Genomic DNA, 19,027 nt, shown 5'->3' with positions numbered 1-19,027 from the left:
GCCTTCCCAGAAGGGGTACACGTAGTCGCGGCGCTCGATCATCATCCGAGCCACCTCGCCGTAGTGCGTCTCCCAGGTACGGCAGGAACAGGAGGGCCGCGAAGCTGGCGGTGGCCACCACGACGCGCGTACTGACGGGCAGCTGAAGCCACCCCTTCATCCCATTCGCGGAGAGGGTCCCCTTGCCGAGAATGGCCTCGGTGAAGGTCTGCTCCGGCTGCTGTTCGCCTTCGCTCGCCACGGGCTGGGGCTCCTTGAGTCGGTTCGGGCGGATGCCCCGTGCACACCGGCACGGGCCTCGGCTTTCTATCCCCGCCGCCTCCGCTGCGCTCCGGCATGTGCCGCATCCTGGGCGTGCGGCTCGCGCCGCGCGAGCGCCAGACCCTGGAGCTGCTCCTGCTGGGACTCGGCGACAGCACGGGCTTCGTGGTACGGCTGCCATCATCATGAGCCGCCGTTCCCGACGCCTTTTGACGACTGTCCTTGGAGCGTTCCTCCTGTGCTGCGTCTCGTTGCCGTCATGGGGCCAGACGCCGCCCACGCGCACCGCCCTGCGCGCCGCCCGGCTCTTCGACGGGAAGAGCGACCGGCTCCTTCCGGACGCGGTCGTGCTCATCGAAGGCACGACCATCCAGGCCGTGGGCAGCGGCCTCTCCATCCCCCCGGGGACACGGGTCATCGACCTGGGCGACGTCACGCTGCTGCCCGGGCTCATCGACGCGCACTCCCATCTGCTGCTGGACGTCGACCCGTCGAACGAAGGAGGCGGCCTCCTCACCCCTGTCGCCCAGAGCAGCACCGCCGAGCGCGCGCTCCTGGGCGCGAAGCTGGGCCGCGAGATGCTCGAGGCCGGTGTCACCACGGTGCGCGACGTGGGCAACTCCGGGGTCAACGGCGATGTGGCGCTGCGCAACGCCATCCAGCGGGGCTGGGTGCAGGGCCCGCGCATCTCCGCCTGCACCCGCGCGCTCGCGCCCCAGGGCGGGCAGTTCCCCACGCTCCAGCCTCCGGCCCAACCCCTCATCGAGCAGGAGTACGTCACCGTCTCCGGCGTGGAGGAGGCCCGGCGCGCCGTGCGGCAGGCGCTGGTGGACGGCGCGGACTGCATCAAGGTCATCGTCGACAACGGGCACAACCTCCTCTCGTTGGAGGAGCTGAAGGTCATCGTCGAGGAGGCCCACCGCATGAAGCGTCCGGTGGCGGCGCACACCACCACCGACGCGAGCATCCGCATCGCGGTCCAGGCGGGCGCCGACTCCATCGAGCATGGGTACTCCCTCCCCGATGACGTGCTGGCCCCCATGGTCCGCAAGCGCATCTTCCTGGTGCCGACGGATGGCCCGATGGACGCGTGTGACTTCTTCGATACCCAGACCGGCGACGCGGAGCGCCGGCGCCAGATGAAGGAGCGCTGCAGGAAGAACATGGCCAGGGCCCAGGAGCGCCTTCGCCGCGCGGTGGCCGCGGGTGTCCGGATCGCCGCGGGCTCGGACATGTACACCGTGATGCCAGGAATGACGCGAGGCCAGGCCAGCGTGAAGTGGTTCGTCGCCTATACCGAGGCGGGGCTCAAACCCGTGGACATCCTGCGCGCCGCGACCGTGAACGCCGCGGAGCTGCTGCGCATGCAGGACCAGGTGGGCTCGCTCACTCCGGACAAGCGCGCGGACCTGCTCGCGGTGGAGGGGGATCCGCTCAAGGACCTCCAGGCACTGATGCAGGTCCGCTTCGTGATGAAGGACGGACAGGTGGTCCTGGACGCGCGTCCTACGAGGTCGCCTTGAAGTCAGCGGCGGACAGGCCGTGCCGCTTGAGCAGGTCGTAGAAGTCGCTCCGGTTGCGCCCGGCCATCCGCGCCGCGGCGCTGACGCTGCCGTTGCTGCGGCGCATGGCCTCCGCGAGGTAGGCGCGCTCGAAGGCGTCGCGGGCCTCGCGCAGCGAGGGCAGGTCCCCGGTCCCGACGGGGACGCCAGGCAGCTGCGTGCTCTCCACGGGGGCCCGCTCCAGCGCCTGCCCCAGCCGGGGCACATGCCGCGGTTGCAGTTCGTCCGCGCCGGCCAGGAGCACCGCGGCCTCCATCTCGTGGATGAGCTCCCGGACGTTGCCGGGCCAGCCATAGCGCTGCAGCAGCTCCACCGTCGCGGGCGCCAGGCGCGGCGGGCGCAGGCCATAGCGGTTCGCCGTGCGCTCCAGGAAGAGCTGCGCGAGCAGCGGGATGTCCTCAACCCGCTCGCGCAGGGGCGGCAGCTCGATGGGCACCACGTGCAGCCGGAAGTAGAGGTCCTGCCGGAAGCGCTTCGCGGCCACCTCCTCCGACAGGTCCCGGTTGGTGGCGGCGACCACCCGCACGTCCACGGGCTCCTCCACGTCCGCGCCCACGCGCGTGAGCCGCTGCTCCTGCAGCACGCGCAGGAGCTTCACCTGCACGGACGGGGACGCCTCGCCAATCTCATCCAGGAACAGCGTGCCGCCGTTGGCCGCGCCGAACAGGCCCTCGCGCTCGCGCACGGCCCCGGAGAACGCGCCCTTCACGTGACCGAACAGCTCGCTCTCCAGCAGCTCCGGAGGAAGTGCGCCGCAGTTGACGGCGACGAAGCGCTCCGCGTTGCGGCGTGAGAGCACGTGGAGCATCCGCGCCGCCAGCTCCTTGCCGGTGCCACTCTCGCCGGTGAGCAGGACGGTGGCGTCCGTGGGGGCGATGCGGGCAAGCACCTCGCGTACGCGGGAGATGGCCTCGCTGACGCCCAGGAGCAGGGGCTCACCGTCCTCGCCCATGCGCCGCCGCAGCTCGGCCACCTCGCGGCGCAAGAGCGAGCGCTCGAGCGCGTGCGTGAGCTTCTGCATCAGCTCGTGGTCGTGGAACGGCTTGGTGAGAAAGCCGTAGGCGCCCTCCTGCATGGCCTGCACCGCGGTCTCGATGGAGCCGTGCGCGGTGAGCATGATGACGGACAGCTCGGGGGCCCGCTGCCGCACGGCCCGCAGGACGTCCATGCCGTCCATGTCCTCCAGGCGCAGGTCGAGCACCATCGCGTCCACGCGCTCCTGCGACAGCCTGCGCAGGGCGGCCTTGCCCTCGCCCTCCACCGTCACGCGGTAGCCGCGGGAGGTCATCCGCATGGACATGAGCTCCGCCAACTGGAGGTCATCGTCCACCAGGAGCACGTGGGGCTGCGGGCCGGTGGGTTCAGGCGTCAAGGCGGGCTCCAGGGGACGCGGGGTCCTCGAGGGGAATCCAGAAGATGAAGGTGGCTCCAGGCCCGGAGGTCTCCGCGAGCGACAGCTCGCCTCCGTGCGCGGTGATCATCTCACGCGCGATGGTCAGGCCCAGCCCCGTGCTGCGGCGCCCGCCGACCTCCAGGCTCGCGAAGGGGCGGAAGATCCACTCGCGCGCGTGCGCGGGCACGCCCGGGCCCTCGTCCGAAACGGACAGCTGGACCGCCGGCACGGAGCTGGCGGCGCCCGGGCGCTTGCGGCCCACCAGCTCACACGAGATGCGCACCGTCTTGCCCGCGCTGGAGACGGAGATGGCGTTGCTCACCAGGTTGGACAGGGCGCGTTCAACGAGCGCGGTATCCATGGGCGCGCGCACGGGCTTCGCGGCGGGTTCGTACACCAGCTGGACCTTGCGCTCGTCCGCTTCGAAGGCGAGGTCCTGGAGGACGTTCTGGACGATCTGCTCCACCGAGGCCCCGGCATTGCGCTGCAGCGGCTGGCCGGACTGCACGCGCGACAGGTCCAGCACGGACGTCACCATGCGGATCTCACGCTCGCACGCCGCCTGGGCGAGCTTCACCACGCGCGCCTGCTGCGTCGTCAGGGGCCCCGTGCTGCCATCCCCCAGCAGCGACAGCGCCTCGCGCACCCGGGCCAGCGGCGTGCGCAGGTCATGGGACACCGACGCCACGAAAGCGCTCTTGAGCTGATCCAGCTCCGCCAGGCGGCCGCGCATGCGGTCCAGGTCCAGCGAGAGCGCGCGCAACTCCTCGGGGCCGCGCAATGGAGGCAGCGGGCTGAAGTCCCCCTGGCCGATGCGGCGCGCATGCGTGGAGAGCAGCGCCACCGAGTTCGACACCGCGCGCGCCTGCGACAGGGCGAGCACTCCCGCGGCGAGGATGCCCAGCAGGCCGAAGAGCCCACCGGAGCGCAGCGCCGCCGAGCCGATGGAGCGCGCATGGTCCTCCTTCGCCTGGATGGCCAGGCGCATGTCCCGCGTGCGCTCGGACCACACCGTGGTCAGGACCTCGTCCAGGTGCAGCCGCCGCTCCCTCAGGGGAAATGACAGCATCGACTCACAGGTGCCGGCCTGCTCCAGCTGCAGGGCGTACTGCACGTAGTCCTGGGCGCTCGCGCGAAAGCCCGCCTCCAGCTGCTCCGTGCCGGCGCCGAGCGCGGTCTGGAGGTCCTGGCGTGCGCTGGCGACAGCGCGGTGCACGGAGGCCGCGCTGTCCTCGTGCTGCTCGCAGGCCACCACGCCCCGCCGCACCGCCAGCTCGAGCGCCCAGGCCGCGACGTACACGCGCTGCTCGCGCTCGAAGGCCGCGAGTTCCTCGTGCCCCACGCTCGCCACCACCTCGTGGGTGTGCATGAGGCCCACGGCCATCTGTGAGAACGCCGCCACCAGCAGCGCGGTCACCACCGCGTAGGACAACAGGAGCCGGGCGCGCAGTCGAAGCACCAACATGGCGCGCAATCTAGCGCGCGCCCGAGGGCGCGGCCCGGCCCTTCGCACGGCCGTCCGCCGGTCCCGACAGTGTCGGCCGGAGCCGACAGGAGGGCTGAAGGGCTGGACCGACAGGCGGCATCCGCTTCCCTCTGGGAGAGCCCGTGGCACGGCATCTGTAAGAGGCCGTCCACCATGCGTTCGACGACCGCTCTCTCCAAGCGACCCTTCTCGACCCGGCGTACGGGCGAGCTCCTCCAAAGCTGGCGCGAGATGGTGAAGCCCAGCAGCCTGCCAGCCGACGCGGCCGCAGGCCTCAGCGTGGCGTGCGTGGCCCTGCCGCTCAACGTCGCGCTCGCGACCGCCGCGGGCCTGCCCGCGAGCGTGGGCCTTGTCTCCGGTGTGGTGGCGGGTGTCGTGGGCGGTCTGCTCAGTGGCAGCCGCTACCAGGTCACCGGCCCGGAGGCGGCGCTCTTGCCCCTGGCCGCGGCCATCGTGGCGGCGCATGGGGCCGCGGGGCTCGCCATCGCCACGGTGCTCGCGGGCGCCATCCAGGTGGTGCTGGGGCTCGTGCGCGCCGGGCGTTTCGCGCGGCTCATCCCCCGCCCGGTGGTGATGGGCTTCACGGTGGGCATCGGGCTCCTGCTCCTCAACACACAGCTGCCCAGGCTGTTCGCGGTGGAGGACACGCACGCGAACGCCGTGGCGCTCGTGACCCAGCGCACCTGGGGCGCTCACGTGGGCTGGCTCGGGGTCGCCGCCGGAGCCCTGACGGCGCTGGCCATGGTGGCCCTGCCCCGCGTGCACAAGCGCATCCCCGCGGTGCTGGTGGGGCTGACGCTCGGCACCGTGCTGATGGTCACGCTCGGGGCGGGTTACGACGCTGTGGGCGCGCTGCCGCGCTCGCTGCCCATGCCTTCGCTGCCGTCCTTCGAGGGCGTGCACTTCGCGAGCCTCCTGCCGGCGGCCCTGGGCCTCGCGCTGCTGGCGTCGCTCGGCTCGCTGCTCGCGACGAGTTCTCTTGATGCGCTCACCGGTGCGCGCACGCACAGTGACCTGGACCAGGACCTCATCGGGCAGGGTCTGGCGAACATGGCGGCCGGCGTGTTCGGCGGCTTCCCGGTGATGGGCGCCATCGTGCGCGCCAGCGCGTCCATTCAAGCGGGTGCCCGCACCCGCGCCGCCTCCGTCCTGCACGCCCTGTGGCTCTTCGTGGCCATGGCGATGCTCGCGTCGCTGGTGGCTCGCATCCCCATTGCCGCACTCACCGCCATCCTGCTGGTCGTGGGGGTGCGCCTGCTCAATCTGGAGGGCCTTGTTGCCATGTGGAATCAGTCCAAGTCGACGTTGAGCGTGGTGCTCGTCACCGCGCTGGGCATTGCAGTGTTCAACGTGTTCGCCGGCATCGGGGCCGGGCTCGCGCTGGCGAGCCTCCTCTACGTGCGGCGCCATGGCGCCTTGCGGCTGGAGGTGCAGCGGGTGGAGGACGTGTCGCAGCTGCAGCGCGGCCTGCACATGCAGCCGCCGGAAGCGCCCAACGCCCCCGAGGCGCTGGACCTGCTGGTCGCGCGCGTGGACGGGCCCATCCTGTTCATCAACCACCTGAAGCTCTACGACCTCGTCGAGGGTCCGCCCTGGGCGAAGCTGGTGGTCGTGGACCTGGCGCGGGTGTCGCTGGTGGACGCCGCCGGTGTGGCGACGCTCCAGTACCTGGCGGAGTTCCTCGCCGTGCGAGGCTCGCACCTGGCCCTGGTGAAGGTGCCGCCCCACCTGGAGGCCGCGATGGAGCCGCTGACGCAGCACCTGCTCGAGAAGCGGCTGCACGGCTCGCTCGAGGGTGCGCTGCTGGGCGCGGGCCTCATGCCTCCCGCCCCCATGGAGGAGCCGGTCGTCCACCCCGCGCACGCGTCCATGGAGCCGGTCTCCCGCCCCGCGCACTCCGCGCAGTTGTAGGCGTGGCGCTGTCCGTGGGTTGCGGCCAGGCCGTAGCGAGCACCGAGGAGGAACTGTCGGATTCCTTCTCCCCGCAGAACGAGGTGTCCGCGATGGGCGGTGAGGGCGGTGGACATGACGGCGGGCCGCACTGCCCGCCTCCTCACTGCCCGGTGGCTTGCGGCCCCCACGGCGACAAGGTCCGCATCTGCCACCACGCGCCGCCCGACCAGCCGGGCTCGAAGACCATCGAGCTCTGCCTGCCCATCCCCGGCGCCTCGGCCCACCTGCGTGAGCACGACGAGGACACCTTCGGCTGCTGTCCGACGGACCACCAGGTCCGGGGCGGCTCAAAGGTGGAATCGGGCTCCCTGTCAGGAACCTCCCGGGTGAAACTGTCGGTGGCCGACGCAATGTCTGGCCGCGAGGGGGCCCGGTGGACCGCAAGGATGATGGCAGCCGCGAGGTAGTCGTTGGAACGCAGTATCCGCTCGGGCAGCTGGCCCGGGCGCTCCAGACGACCCAGGAGCACCCGGACGCGGAAGCGCGGGCCCGCGCGCAGGACAAGGTGCGTGCTTGGACGGAGGTCTTCTCCGGCATGCTCCAGGGCACGCTGGCCATCGGCTCCCGCGTGCCCGTGGCGGAGGTCCCCTCCTGGGCGACGCTGGAGGTCGCCAAGGGCGGCTTCGCCACCGGGCGCCTGCTGGCGGAAGGGGACCTGCAACCGCATGAGCAGGCCCTGCTGTCCCGGCTCCAACGGGACGACGACACGGGCAGCGCGCGAGCGGTGCTGAACGCGTGGTACCTGGGCGAGGAGGGGCTCGCGGAGCTGCGGCGAATGCTCCAGACGGGCGGCTATCGCATCCAGGTCCCCGAGGAGGGCGCGCTGCTCGTCGTGGCGTGGCTGCTCGACCATGATCAGGCGGAGCGCGCGCGAAGCCTGCTCGACCAGCTGGCGCCATTCTTCCCGCGCCTGCGCTTCTACCCGGTGCCGGCCACGACGCCCCAGTCGGACACGGCCTTCGTCCATGTGCGCGAGGTGGAAGCGACGCGAGCGGCGCTCAAGCAGGTCCGCGCGCGCCCCGCGCTCCAGCGCCAGTGGGAGTCCGCGAGGGTCTGGACGCCCCTGTATGACCGCCTCGTGGCGCTCTGGGCGGGGGCGTTGCGCGAAGCGCCCCTGGGTTTCCAGCTCGACGCGGACTTCAAGCAGCGCACGCACACCCTGCTCTCCGACATCGACGGCGCGCTCACGAAGCACACCCTCTGCGCCTGGCCCCGCAAGCCGCAGCTCTCCTTCGGCCGGCTCCTCACCGTGCTCAAGGACGTCGTCCACGCGCGCATGACAATCCTCCCAGGACAGGCGCGGCGCGTGCGCGGCATCCTCGACGCCATCACCCAGGCGCGTGGCCTTCCGGGCTCCGAGCGTCTGGACGCCCTTCGCACGAAGCAGCGGGAGCTGCTGGAGCGCCCGAGCGTCGTGGACTTCGCCCGGGAGACCCTGCGCCGGCTGGACGGACTGCCCGGGGATGCCGGGCTCGACTCACTCGAGGCCCTGATGGCGCCCGTGAAGGGCTTCGCCATCCCCGCCAGCATCGAGCGCAAGGTGCGGCTCTCCCTGAACGCCCCCGTGGAGACGCTGGTCGAGCAGCGCCTCATCCGCTCCAGCGAGACGCTCGCCCGCGTCGTGCCGCAGCTGTCCGCGCAGGTCCGGGCGCTCGGCATCTCGCAGCCCTCCCTGCGCGCGCTCTACGCGGCCCTGTACACGGCCTTCCGCCGGCGCCGCTCGCTGCTGCTCTTGAACCTGGAGTCCCAGGTGAAGCTGGAGGAGCTGCCGTGGGTGGCCGCCATCGACGCGTACCGGAAGCAAGGACTCACGCAGGAGTCGGCATCCAGGCAGACCCTGGAGCAGTTGCTACGGCTCACGCTGGGCGCGTTCCCGGAGGTGCTCCTGCCCAACAAGCTGCTCCAGGAGGTCCGGGCCCTGCTCAAGAGCGCCGGCCTCCAGGTGCCGGTGGTGGACGAGCTGGCCGCGGACATCTTCATGGGCACCTTCACGGAGAAGTTCCTGGAGGCCGCACAGCAGGCGCAGGAGCTGCTCGCGGGGACGCTGTACGCGCGCTACTACGACCTGCCCTCCGGGCTGCGGGAGATGAACGCCTCGAAGCACGCGAGGCATGAGGCCAGGACCTCGGAGGCCTTCGCGGCCCTGTGCACGGCCCGCGCGAAGGATGGCGAAGACAGCGCGCGGTGGAGCCCCGCGGCGAACGGACGGATCATCGAGCAGGCGCAGATCCTCACCACCCACAATCTGGCGACGCTGGTGGAGGCCCTGGACCTGCGGCCCGTGCTCGAACCCCAGCTGGAGGCGCTGGCGCTCCGCTGCTTCACGCGCGTGTGCGAGCTGCTGGAGGCGCGGCCGCCCGGGTACCACTCCAGGCTCCGGAACCTCAAGAACGCCGCCTATGCTTGGCGGCACATGCTGTTCTTCCTCTCGCTGCGGCCCGAGGCCACCCATCCGGCCTTCCTCCAGGAGGTGGAGGCCCGGCTCTCGCAGCGCGGAGGTGAGCTGCCCCAGCGGCTCGCGCCCGCCATGCTCGGGCTGCGCCACGTGGTGAGCGGAGGACGGATGAAGGACGCGCCCCCGGGAGCCCGGTGCTTCCTGGGGTGGACCTTGAATCGCCACTGGGCCCTGGGCACGGCCCCCTGAACACCTCAGGGGGCCGTCCCCATCAACGCATCAACGAATCAAGGCAGCGGCGACAGCTGGATGTTGTCGAAGTTCGTGTCCCAGCCGTTCGACGTCGCGAAGGTGACGGACGAGCAGGAGCCCTGCCAGTTCGTCACCACGTGGGTCACTTCTCCCGGCGTCAGGTTGAAGGTGCGCGTGGGCTGGTTGAAGCAGCTCAGGGTGAGCGTCGCGCCCGAGTCCCAGGTGAAGGCATCCAGGCCGACGACGGTGCGCGCCCCGTAGATGCTCAGCTGCCCCTGGTTCACGCCCCCGCCATTGAACGAGATGCTCTGCGTGGTGAACCCGCCCCAGGGCGACCCGAGGTACCACTTGTTCTGCACGAAGTAGAAGGGGCCGTGGGCACCGGTGATGGCCGCGTCCGCGCCGTCGAATCCATCGAAGGTGACCAGGTTCGTCGAGGCGCCAATGGGGATGCTCAGCGTGCTCGTGTTGTTGCCCGGCACGTTGTCCGTCTCGGAGGCGGTGACGATGGCCTGGAACTGGAACGTGCCGGCGACGGAAGGCACCAGCGTCATGCGGACGACGGCGCTCTGCCCGGCGGACAGGCTCGTGAATTCGCAGTGCATGACGTCGTTGGTCCAGTAGCCGCACGAGCCCGCCGACGTGGTCGGGTAGAAGGCGAAGGGCGCGAGTCCGGCGGGAACGGGGACGTCGAGCGTGAGGTTGGTGGCCGTCCGCGTGCCGTGGTTCGTCACCGTGATGTCGTAGTCGAGCGCTTCGCCCCGGACGCCCGTCCCGGCGGGGAAGTCATGCCGCACGGACACGTCGACCGGGGACGCGTCACCCGTCGCGGGCACGAAGGCGACGTCCACCCAGAAGTTGGCGTTGTAATAGGTCTCCGTGGGGAAGGCGCTGCCGTTGAGATGGCGCACGCCGTTGCCCCCCGGCGTCAGGGCGGACGGGGCGTGCAGGGGCGGCATGTCCACGCCCGCGCTGGTGAAGTAGTTGGACGTGATGCCGTAGTAGCCCCCGGGCGCGAAGTACGACACGACGTAGGTCGTATTCGCGGCGATGCTCACCGGCGTCGGGAACGCCAGCTCGCGCCAGCCGAAGCCGCTCTCCACGGGCGCCGTCACGGTGGTGCCCAGCAGCGTGCCGGTGGCGCTCCACAGGTGGCCCACGGCCGGAGGGGTGTTCGCGCCGCTCTTGTAGTAGCGGACCTTCGTCACCGTGCCCGCGACGTCCGAGTGGAACCGCAGGCCCACCTCCGCCGGCGTGGCGTCCCCGTTGATGCCGTGCGGATCCCCCGTCACCACGTTCCAGAAGCTGCAGGGGTTGCAGTTGCTGGTGCTCGCGAGCGTGGTGGCGGTGACGGTGGCGGACGCGGGCCCCACGTTGCCGGCGGCGTCACGGCCGCGCACGGAGTAGGAGTACGCGGTGGAGGGCGTCAGGCCCGTGTCGCGGTAGCTCGTGGTGGTGCCGGGCAGCTCCGCGATGAGCTGGCTGCCCCGGTAGACCAGGTGCCAGCGCGCGTTGCCCTGCGTCTCACCCGAGCCGTCCACGGACGCGTACCAGGTCAGGTCGATGGCGGTCGGCGAGTTGGGCGTCGCCGCCACGTTCGTGGGCGCCGCCGGGGGCGTGGTGTCATTGGGCTGGAAGGCCACGTCCACCCAGTAGTTGCTGGCCTGGTAGCTGTCGGCGGGGAAGCCGCTCGTGCCGCAGCGGTAGAGGCCGTTGCCGCCGCCCGTCCCGCTCGCGGGCGCGTGCAGGGGCGGCGCATCCAGCGCGGACGCGAAGCCGTTGCTCGTCACGGCGTAGTGCCCCGCGGGCGCGTAGTACGAGACGACGTAGTTCGTGTCGGCGGAGATGGTGACCGGCGTGGCGAAGCGCACCTCCTGCCAGCCGGAGGCCGTCTCGTTCTGGAACGTGGCGGTGGCCAGCAGCGAACCGGACGCCGTCCACAGGCTGCCGGTGTGCGTGCCGGTGTTGCCCGCGCCCTTGTAGAAGCGCACGCCCATGATGCGGCCCGGAGCGTCGCTGCGGAAGCGCACGCCCAGCTCCACCGCGCCGCTGTCATTCGCGGCCGCCACGGCCGGCACCGCGGAGTCACCGAAGAGGGCGCGCTCCCCCGTCAGCAGCGGCTGCGCGGCCTCGTCGGTGCGCGGTGTCTCCGGCTGAGAAGGATTACAGCCCAGCTGGAGGCAGGTGAAACCCACGACCCACGTCGTGACCCATCGTGATGCATGTCGAAGCATTGAGACTCCTTGGGGGGGAAAGACTGGCGATGGAATCTCACACATCACGATTTCATGGAAGAAGGGCCATTCCTGGTTAGCGTATGCAAATGAGGACCGTCGCTGAATGGAAGACCACGCTGCGTGCCGCGATGAAAGAGGCACTGCGCACCCGGAACGCCGCCGCCTCCGCGGTGCTTCGGGAAGCGCTCGCCGCCATCGACAATGCCGAGGCGCCCGACATCCGCGTCGCGCCTGCACCGGCCGGTGGCGGCATCGCGGGCGGCACGGTGGGCCTCGGCAGTGGCGAAGTGGCCCGGCTGCTCCTGTCTCCGGAGACGGTGGATGCGCTCATCCAGCGCGAAATCCAGGAGCGCCGGGACGCGGCCGCGCTCTACCTCCAGCTCGGCAGGCAGGAAGAGGCCCGCCTGCTTCAGACGCAGGTGGAGGTGCTCCTGGCGCTTTGAGCGCGCTCCGGGCCCGGACGTGTTCCCATCACGGGGACATGGCGCGCTGGACCTGCTCCAGGGGGTCCCGGCATTCGACATTCGCGGGTTCCAGGCGGATGCATTGGAGGACTCCGGCTCGTGAGCGCAGCCCGCGAGGAGCAGCACCGCGACACAGGCCACGACCGCACGCTTTGGGTTCGTGCAGGGCTCCTTCTTGAACGATAGCTCAGCGGACGCGGAAGACGGGCTCCACCCAATAGTTGGAGCTCTCCCAGCTCAGCGTGGGGAAGGTGCCCTCGGGCCCGTAGGCGAAGACGCCACCGTCCGCCTCCACGTGCAGCGGCTGGGCGTAGTACGGGATGACGAAGGCCTGCGAGGCCACGGTGTAGCCACCCGCCGGCGCGTAATACGACACGGTGTACGGCGTGTTCTCCTGCACGGCCACGTCCGGATACAGGTCCACCGTCTGCCAGCCGCTGCCCGGCCCGCCCTCCCCCACGAAGATGCCCGTGGCCAGCAGGACGCCCTGCGCGTCCCACAGGTGCACCACGCGCTCCTCCAGCGGCGCGCCCGGGTCCCGGTAGAAGCGCACGGCGTCGATGATGCCCGGCACCTCGCTCTTGAAGCGCACGCCCAGCTCCACGCCGGCCGTGTCATCGGACGCGAAGACGCCGGAGGGCGGTGTCTGCCACAGGCGATAGGCGGTGGGCGCGGGCGTCACCGGGGCCCGGTACGACGCGGCGCTGGTGCCGTACGTGTTGGACGCGCGCACCTGGTAGAAATACGCGACGCCATTCGTGGCGGAGGTGTCCAGCCACGCAGTCCGCGTGAGGCCCGACGCCACCTGCTGGTACGGCCCGGCCTCGGCCGTGGCGCGCAGGACTGAATACGTCCGCGCCCCCGACGCGGCATCCCAGCGCACCGCGGCGGCGTTGTTGCCGGGATAGGCCCGCGCGAAAAGCGGCGTCTCCGGAGGCGACATCTTGACCAGCGGCTCCACCCAATAATTGGAGTTGTTCCACGTCTCCGTGGGGAAGGTGCCGCTCGGCCCGTAGGCATAGACGCCGCCGCTCGCGGGCACCGACAGGACTCCGGCGCTGTAGCCGCTGGCGAAGAAGTCCTCGGTGACGGTGTAGCGCCCCTGGGGCGCGAAGTAGGAGACGACGTACTCGGTGTCCGCCGCCAGGGGGATGTCCGGGTAGAGATCCAGCGTCACCCAACCCCCGTGCGGCCCGCCCTCGCCCACCCAGACGCTGGTGGCGAGCAGTGCGCCGCTCGCGCTCCACACGTGCACCTCGCACCGGGAGAGGGGCACGAGGGGATCCCGGTAGAAGCGAACCTTGTCGAGGACACCGGACGCCGAACTCTGGAAGCGCACGCCCACTTCCACGGGCGTGATGTCCGAATCGAGCTGCGCGGGAGACGGCGCCGTGGTGCCGCTCCACAGCGAGGCGGTCGTCTGCGCACGCGCGAGCCCTGGCACGCAGAGCAGGAGGACGCAGAGCAGCGAGGAGAGCATTTCAATCCGCTTCATCAGGGACCTTCCGTCCGCGCGGGGCGGACGCGAATGACAGGCGGCGCGGGGGCGCCCCACGCATGTCTACTCCGATTCCAGAAAAAACAATCCTCTGATTGGCAAAGCCAGGGCCATGCCTGGTGCCCCCCTGACTGGAGAAGGCACCTGGTTCTGGCATCATGTCGCTGTAGCCATGAGGAATGACGATGCAATGCCCATGCTCGTATGACTGCAGCCACGAGATGCACCGGAACGACGGCGTAGCCGGGCTGCCTGCGTTCATCCTGGCAGCGCCAGGAAAGGATGAGGAGAAAGCGAAACGCCCAGCAACTGGCGATACAGGGCTGGCCCTCAATCGCATCCTGGCGTCCCTCCACAGTCTGCTTCCAGAAGTCTTCCCGTCTACTTGCCGGTACCAGTACCGGATCGCCAATGCGTACAGCAAAGCCCTGTACAAAAGCGATAGCAACAACAAGACCAGCCCAAACGTCAGCGACGTGGACACGGACGCCAACAAGAAGCGCCTGCTGTCTGAAGTCAAAGACGCGCCGCTCGTCATCGCCCTGGCCCCGTCAGCAAAGCGGCTGGCCCCATACCTGAAAGCCAATGGATGCAACATTCTGGATTTCGGCGAGCACCCTGGGCAGCAGGCAATCAACGGCGGTGCTTCCAAGTACAAGACCTACAATGGAGTAACGCTCAAGTCAGCCAAAGACCATCTGGCGGGGCCCAACGGAGCGACCATCCGCCGCCTGGCTCGCAGCAAGGAGCGACTGGAAATGCTCCTGAGCCAGATGCGGTATCACTCGTTCGCTGAGACGGGAATCCTCGGCGGCCTCAGGGCTCAGAAGCTGTTCGACTGTTTCATCGAAACATCCATCATTCCCAACACCCAGGCACTTCCGGAGCCCTGCGAACACTGCCAGGCGTTTCACCAAAAATGGACGAAGAACTGGGAAACGATTGAAGCACTCCTGCCCTTCCTCTAGCAGAAGCAAGCGGCGAGAACGGGCTGGAGGCCGGGTGGCCCCCTCCAGCCCGTTCACCGAGGGCGGAGCCTCAGGGCCACGGGCTCAGTAGCAGTAGCACTCCGTGCGCGTGCACCAGCCAGAGCTGAAGTTCAGCTCGATGCACTGCGCGATGCAGGCGGAGCACTCGTACGACGCGGGGGCCTCCGGGGCTGGCGTGAGGGCCTGCGTGGCGCTGAATGACAATGCGGTCCCCGCGACGACGGCCAGCAGGGTCTGTCCCGTCTTCTTCACAAAGCCTCTCATGAAAGCCTCCCGGAATGGGTTGACGTCGAACGGCCACCGCGAACTCTGCCACGGTTGCCCATCCCACCGCCGCCTCCGTCACCGTGCGCTGCTGGCCACGTTCACCGTGGCCGTGGCGCTGGCCGCGAGGCCGAAGTCCTCCTGGTAGATGCTCAGGTCCACCGTGTGGGTGCCTCGCGCGCCTGGAGGCACCGTCTTCGTCATCGTGAAGGTGGAGTCGCCGCCCGGCGGCAGGTTGACGCCCCATTCGGACCAGGCCGTGTCCCAGCCTTCCGGCAGCGTGGATCCGAAGTCGTACCAGACCCAATTGCACGAAGCGGAGTCGTTGTTGGTGACGCTCACAGTCCACGTGACGTCCTCTCCCGGGGCCGCCGTCACATTCGCCGGTGAGAGCGTCAGCGTGGGCGGCGTCGCGATGCAGCGCTCGACGACCTCCACCGTGGCCGTGCCCTGCACGCTCTGACTGCCCCTCGTGACTGTGACGCCCGCCGCGTAGAGCCCGAGCGGCGCGCTGTAGGGCACATACGTCTGGAGGCCCAGCATGCCGGAGCTGGCGGCGGCGAGCGTGCGCTGCGCGGGCAGCGGGTCGAAGCCCCAGCCCGTTGGAACGATGGGGGACAGCTGGAAGGTGCTCGGGCCGCAGCCGGCCGAATCCCGGTTGATCAACTCCAGCGCGAACTCCGGCCGCGCTCCGGGCCAGATGGCCGGCGCCAGAGGCGTCACCCGCACCTCGGGCGCGGCCTGCACGCAGGTCGTCGTGCGGTACTGGACGCGCACCGTCAGCCCCGTAGGCGTCGCCGCATCCACCGTGAGGGAGAGGTCGCTGTACGGGTCGTTCCACGTCGTGCCCGGCAGCAGGGCCGGGTCGTTCCAGGAGGACGTCCCCGGCGTGAAGTCGAGCAGGTGGGTGCCATCCCGCGTGTCCGCGTCCGCCAGGTGGATGAGCGCGCCGCCGAACACCTGGGACGCCAGCGTCGACTCGTAGAGCCCCACGGGCCGGCGGTACTCCACCCACAGCCAGTCGTTGACGCCCGGGCGCCTGCGCACCTGGAGCGCCTTCAGGCCACCGGACGCCACCACCGGCGCGAGCGTGAAGGTGCCGTCCGTGCCATCCACCCGGGCCACCGAGGAGGACGCCAGCCAGCCGATGCGCGCCTTGTGCGGCGCCGCGTAGTGGCCCAGGTTCCAATCACCCATCGACGAGAAGCGGTCCCCGTACTCGTCGATGGTCCCCAGGGTGCCCGGCATGCCCAGCGGCTCCGCGCCGAAGTCGCGCGAGCCCGCGTGGTTCAGTGACAGGTTGTGACCGGCCTCATGGGTCACCAGCTTCACGGCGGTGTCGTGGTTCGTCATCCAGTCCGCGACGAGCCAGGTCACGGAGGCCGTCACGGTGCCATCCGCCGTCGCGACCTGCCCGCAGGACAAGGTGGCCTGTCCCGCGTAGGCACAGCCCTGTGAGGGATTGGGGTGGACGATGAAGATGCGGTCGTACTGCCGGAAGTCCACGTCCGCGTCCGCAGCCCGCACGGCCGCGTCGCGCATCGCGTCCGTCTCCGAGCAGGAATAGGCGCGGTCCAGCGTGTACCAGCCCCGCACGGCGCCCGTGGTCGTGGTGCGGCCCCCGGACACCTCGCTCCAGTAGGTCGCCAGCGAGCGCTGCGTGGTGGAGAAGAACGCGTCATGGATGCCCTGCGGCGTGGCGGCGGGCTGGGGCATGCCCGGGAAGGCCGCGAGGATGACGAGGCTGCGTTGCACGCCCGTGACGCCGCACCCGCCCGAAGTGGCCTGCATGGCCGAGGCGTGGCGGTCCACCTCCACGGTCCGGGCCATGAAGCGCTGCCCTCCCTGGGCCCCGCGCACCGTCACCCGCTGACCGCCGCGCAGACCCTCCGGTACGCCACCGGTGAAGGCCAGCGGCAGGCGCTGGCCTCCGACGACGAGGAAATACTCCTCATGAGACGCCGTGAACGACGGCGCGTCCACGACCCGGACCTCGAGCTCACCCTGGACCACCTGCTCCGCTGGGCTGGCAACCTGGGTGTTACAGGCCGCGAGCCATACGGCCGCGACGATGATGCACAAGCGTGACATTTCCCCTCCGGGGAACGGTGGCCGGCACGGGAGTGCGCCTGGCAACCGCCGCGCGCCTTGTGCCCGCGGCTTCGCGCGTGCGCAATGCATCCGTCGAAGTTGTCACGCGGATTTCAAGCAGCTCAGCGCCGCGCCGCGCGCTCCTTAAGGTAGCGCTGGAAGAACTCCGGCTGCAGCCAGACCGTCATCCGGGCTCCCTTGCGCGGAGCGAAGAACGGTCCCGAGTCCACCCAGTCCCCTCCCGACCGCAGCCGGATGCCGAGGGTGTAGACCGGCTCCTTGAAAGAAAGTGTGAGGGGAAGGACTCCCCGCTGGACCACGACCGCGTCGTTGGGGACCGTGGGAAAGGCGACAACCTCCGCCTCCACGCCCACGGGGGCCTCAATGCGGAGGACGGCCTCATCTCCGGAGCCAGGCTCCTGGCGGAGCTGGTAGCCGTTCCGGCTGTCGAGGAGCGCGAACCAGTCCTCCCGCCTGTAGTCATCCACCCTGGCGCCGACCGTCATCCAGAACAAGCGCCACGCTGGCCTGACCCGGTTCCAGTACTGCTGCGCATCCGTGGCGTCCATGCCGCCACCCTGGCGAAGACCGTTGATGAGATCCCCCGACAGCATGTCGAAGAGGCTCGGGTTGTCATCCGCCGCCCCGGTTTTCCGTATGCCGCCAAGCCACTCCACGATTCCATCCTCGATGCGGTACAGCGGCTTGTCGTCCTCACGGACCTGCCGCCCAACTGCATCCAGCCTCCGTGCCACCAGGGACGCTCGCTGGGAGATTGAAACCCTGGACCGCCACGACGCCCGGCCCGCCTTCACGGCGAGGTCCGAGGCCTCGTAACGCGCATCCAGCTCGACCTCTCCTGGATCATTCCGCAGCCGTTCGAGCGTCGCCTGGATCGGGCGAAGTCCCAGCGCCGCAGTGAGCACGACTCCCTGGAGACGGACGGTGGCGGAGGGTGACGCCAGGAGCCGCTCGACACCGGGCAGCGCCAGTCCGCCGAGCGTTGCCAGCTTGTCTCTCAGCTCCTGGAGCCTCCGTCCCTCGATGCGCAGCCGTGAGACGGGGCGGCCATCGTTGCCGCAGAGCACCACCGGCTGCTCCTCGATGAGTTCGCGTGGAGCGGGCTCCACCTCCCAGAAGGCCACGAGCCCCTGGCCTCGGGCCACGGCCTTCGCGCTCAGCGCGCTGAGCTCCGGATGGCCGCCGAGCAGTTCGGGGTGGACCCTTCGCCTCGTCAGGAGCTGGATGAACTCGAGCAGGGCCGACCGTGCCTCGTCATCTCGGGCACCGGCGGCCAGGGACTCGAGCCCGGGCAGCAGCGATTCACCCCGGGGAAGCAGCCGCACCTGCGCCTCCGCACGCTGGGCGCGGTCCGCCGAGATGAGCCAGGCAAGCAGCTCCTCATCGCTCTGCGAGCCCGTGTCGGGCGCGAGTTGTTCCGGCTCCATCCAGGACCAGGGGGGACCGGCAAGCCGCTCCGCCAGGGGCGGTGGCCGCGCCGCGTAGACGCCTGTGGCGCCTCGGGAGGGGGCGCCCGCGGCACACGCGGCGGTCGTGATGGCCAGCATGCAGAGCAAGACCCGTGGCGCACCGTGCATCCTCAAGCGTCCACCTCCAGGCCAAGACTGTAATGCCAGACGGAAGAGTTCGTCACTCCGGGAGCAGCAGCCCGTCTTGAGCACCACCTCCACGACGTGGATGGACTCGGGACAGAAGTCTCAGCCAGAGTCCATCACCGTTCATACGGCACGGGCAGCGAAACCGGGTCGTCCAGGCGCACTCAGCAGCCGAACCGGTTGCAGCCGTAGTTGAAGCGGGCGTCGAACGCGAGCCCCATGAAGGTGTCGTTCGGGCTGCGATACAGCTCCTCCACGAGGCGGCTGGCCAGTGAGCTGGCATTGACGGAAGCCCACTCGGAGCCGTCGTTGTTGTCGAAGGGGCCCTTGAAGCCATCCTGCTGGCCGGTGACTCCCGAGGCCATGTCGCCGTCCTGCTGGCCCGCCATGACGAACACCAGGTGGCGCACGTTGTCGCGGCCCGGGTTGAGCGGCTGCGCCAGGAAGGTCCGCTTCTGCTTGTCATTGGCCACGCCGAAGTCCTCCCACCAGTGGTACTCCGGGCGGGTCTGCACGCTGTTGCAGGGCAGCGGGAAGCGGTTGCGGCAGCGGCGCACCTTGGAAGG

General features: G+C 70.0%; 14 protein-coding genes. 6 read left to right on the top strand and 8 right to left on the bottom strand.

All coding sequences use genetic code 11. The annotated features are described in order from the left end of the window. Positions 1-279: 279 nt before the first annotated feature. Together D7X96_RS39895 and D7X96_RS05470 are read left to right on the top strand one after the other, a co-directional pair. On the top strand, positions 280-450 hold the full coding sequence (locus D7X96_RS39895) for a hypothetical protein (RefSeq protein WP_158626557.1): 171 nt from the start codon (positions 280-282) through the stop codon (positions 448-450). Next, positions 447-1,784, top strand: a complete 1,338-nt coding sequence (locus tag D7X96_RS05470) for an amidohydrolase family protein (protein ID WP_121769166.1) — start codon at positions 447-449, stop codon at positions 1,782-1,784. The genes D7X96_RS39895 and D7X96_RS05470 overlap by 4 nt, the downstream gene beginning before the upstream one ends. Here the strand turns inward: D7X96_RS05470 and D7X96_RS05465 are convergent. After that, positions 1,768-3,195: a sigma-54-dependent transcriptional regulator gene (locus D7X96_RS05465; RefSeq protein ID WP_120546192.1), complete on the bottom strand. Its 1,428-nt coding sequence runs from the start codon at positions 3,193-3,195 to the stop codon at positions 1,768-1,770. The genes D7X96_RS05470 and D7X96_RS05465 overlap by 17 nt on opposite strands. Then, the gene (locus tag D7X96_RS05460) at positions 3,185-4,681 is read right to left on the bottom strand and encodes a HAMP domain-containing sensor histidine kinase (RefSeq protein ID WP_120546193.1); all 1,497 of its coding nucleotides are present in this window, start codon (positions 4,679-4,681) and stop codon (positions 3,185-3,187) included. The genes D7X96_RS05465 and D7X96_RS05460 overlap by 11 nt, the downstream gene beginning before the upstream one ends. A gap of 174 nt (positions 4,682-4,855) precedes the next feature. Here D7X96_RS05460 and D7X96_RS05455 point away from each other — a divergent pair, with 174 nt between their 5' ends. Then, positions 4,856-6,613, top strand: coding sequence for a SulP family inorganic anion transporter (locus D7X96_RS05455; protein ID WP_121721865.1), 1,758 nt, complete (start codon positions 4,856-4,858; stop codon positions 6,611-6,613). 415 nt (positions 6,614-7,028) lie between these two features. After that, the gene (locus tag D7X96_RS05445) at positions 7,029-9,299 is read left to right on the top strand and encodes a hypothetical protein (protein ID WP_121769164.1); all 2,271 of its coding nucleotides are present in this window, start codon (positions 7,029-7,031) and stop codon (positions 9,297-9,299) included. Between the two features lie 38 nt (positions 9,300-9,337). On the opposite strand, the gene D7X96_RS05440 is transcribed toward D7X96_RS05445, so the two are convergent. Further along, a complete protein-coding gene (locus tag D7X96_RS05440; RefSeq protein WP_244219453.1) occupies positions 9,338-11,497 on the bottom strand; it encodes a DUF4082 domain-containing protein in 2,160 nt (719 codons plus the stop codon). A gap of 128 nt (positions 11,498-11,625) precedes the next feature. On the opposite strand from D7X96_RS05440, the gene D7X96_RS05435 reads away from it, so the two are divergent. Next, positions 11,626-11,982, top strand: coding sequence for a GatB/YqeY domain-containing protein (locus tag D7X96_RS05435; RefSeq protein ID WP_121721868.1), 357 nt, complete (start codon positions 11,626-11,628; stop codon positions 11,980-11,982). A 208-nt stretch (positions 11,983-12,190) separates the two neighbouring features. Here the strand turns inward: D7X96_RS05435 and D7X96_RS05430 are convergent, their stop codons facing one another. Further along, entirely contained in the window at positions 12,191-13,498 is a 1,308-nt protein-coding gene (locus D7X96_RS05430; RefSeq protein WP_121769162.1) for a DUF4082 domain-containing protein, read from the bottom strand. Positions 13,499-13,722: 224 nt separating this feature from the next. On the opposite strand from D7X96_RS05430, the gene D7X96_RS39490 reads away from it, so the two are divergent. Next, positions 13,723-14,469, top strand: a complete 747-nt coding sequence (locus D7X96_RS39490; RefSeq protein ID WP_147468245.1) for a hypothetical protein — start codon at positions 13,723-13,725, stop codon at positions 14,467-14,469. Positions 14,470-14,553: 84 nt separating this feature from the next. Here D7X96_RS39490 and D7X96_RS05420 read toward each other — a convergent pair whose 3' ends face one another. The 4 genes from D7X96_RS05420 to D7X96_RS05405 form a co-directional block, all read right to left on the bottom strand. Beyond that, positions 14,554-14,754: a hypothetical protein gene (locus D7X96_RS05420; protein ID WP_147468244.1), complete on the bottom strand. Its 201-nt coding sequence runs from the start codon at positions 14,752-14,754 to the stop codon at positions 14,554-14,556. Positions 14,755-14,832: 78 nt separating this feature from the next. Further along, a complete protein-coding gene (locus tag D7X96_RS05415) occupies positions 14,833-16,845 on the bottom strand; it encodes a zinc-dependent metalloprotease family protein (protein WP_120546202.1) in 2,013 nt (670 codons plus the stop codon). 122 nt (positions 16,846-16,967) lie between these two features. Continuing rightward, positions 16,968-18,413, bottom strand: a complete 1,446-nt coding sequence (locus D7X96_RS05410; RefSeq protein WP_147468243.1) for a hypothetical protein — start codon at positions 18,411-18,413, stop codon at positions 16,968-16,970. A 212-nt stretch (positions 18,414-18,625) separates the two neighbouring features. Then, positions 18,626-19,018 carry a hypothetical protein gene (locus D7X96_RS05405; protein ID WP_121769158.1) on the bottom strand — a complete coding sequence of 131 codons (393 nt, stop codon included), beginning with the start codon at positions 19,016-19,018 and terminating at the stop codon, positions 18,626-18,628. Between the last annotated feature and the right edge of the window lie 9 nt (positions 19,019-19,027).

Origin of the sequence: Corallococcus interemptor (assembly GCF_003668875.1) — a bacterium.
Taxonomy (GTDB): domain Bacteria; phylum Myxococcota; class Myxococcia; order Myxococcales; family Myxococcaceae; genus Corallococcus; species Corallococcus interemptor.
The sequence above is the reverse complement of the archived record's forward strand: the minus strand, read 5'-3'. Positions and strand labels throughout refer to the sequence as shown.

Excerpts from the sequence above, each read along its gene's own strand:
- D7X96_RS05415 (WP_120546202.1), bottom strand. The coding sequence starts at position 16,845 with ATGTCACGCTTGTGCATCATCGTCGCGGCCGTATGGCTCGCGGCCTGT.
- D7X96_RS05420 (WP_147468244.1), bottom strand. The coding sequence starts at position 14,754 with ATGAGAGGCTTTGTGAAGAAGACGGGACAGACCCTGCTGGCCGTCGTC.
- D7X96_RS39490 (WP_147468245.1), top strand. The coding sequence starts at position 13,723 with ATGCACCGGAACGACGGCGTAGCCGGGCTGCCTGCGTTCATCCTGGCA.
- D7X96_RS05455 (WP_121721865.1), top strand. The coding sequence starts at position 4,856 with ATGCGTTCGACGACCGCTCTCTCCAAGCGACCCTTCTCGACCCGGCGT.
- D7X96_RS05460 (WP_120546193.1), bottom strand. The coding sequence starts at position 4,681 with ATGTTGGTGCTTCGACTGCGCGCCCGGCTCCTGTTGTCCTACGCGGTG.
- D7X96_RS05435 (WP_121721868.1), top strand. The coding sequence starts at position 11,626 with ATGAGGACCGTCGCTGAATGGAAGACCACGCTGCGTGCCGCGATGAAA.
- D7X96_RS05410 (WP_147468243.1), bottom strand. The coding sequence starts at position 18,413 with ATGCTGGCCATCACGACCGCCGCGTGTGCCGCGGGCGCCCCCTCCCGA.
- D7X96_RS05430 (WP_121769162.1), bottom strand. The coding sequence starts at position 13,498 with ATGAAGCGGATTGAAATGCTCTCCTCGCTGCTCTGCGTCCTCCTGCTC.
- D7X96_RS05470 (WP_121769166.1), top strand. The coding sequence starts at position 447 with ATGAGCCGCCGTTCCCGACGCCTTTTGACGACTGTCCTTGGAGCGTTC.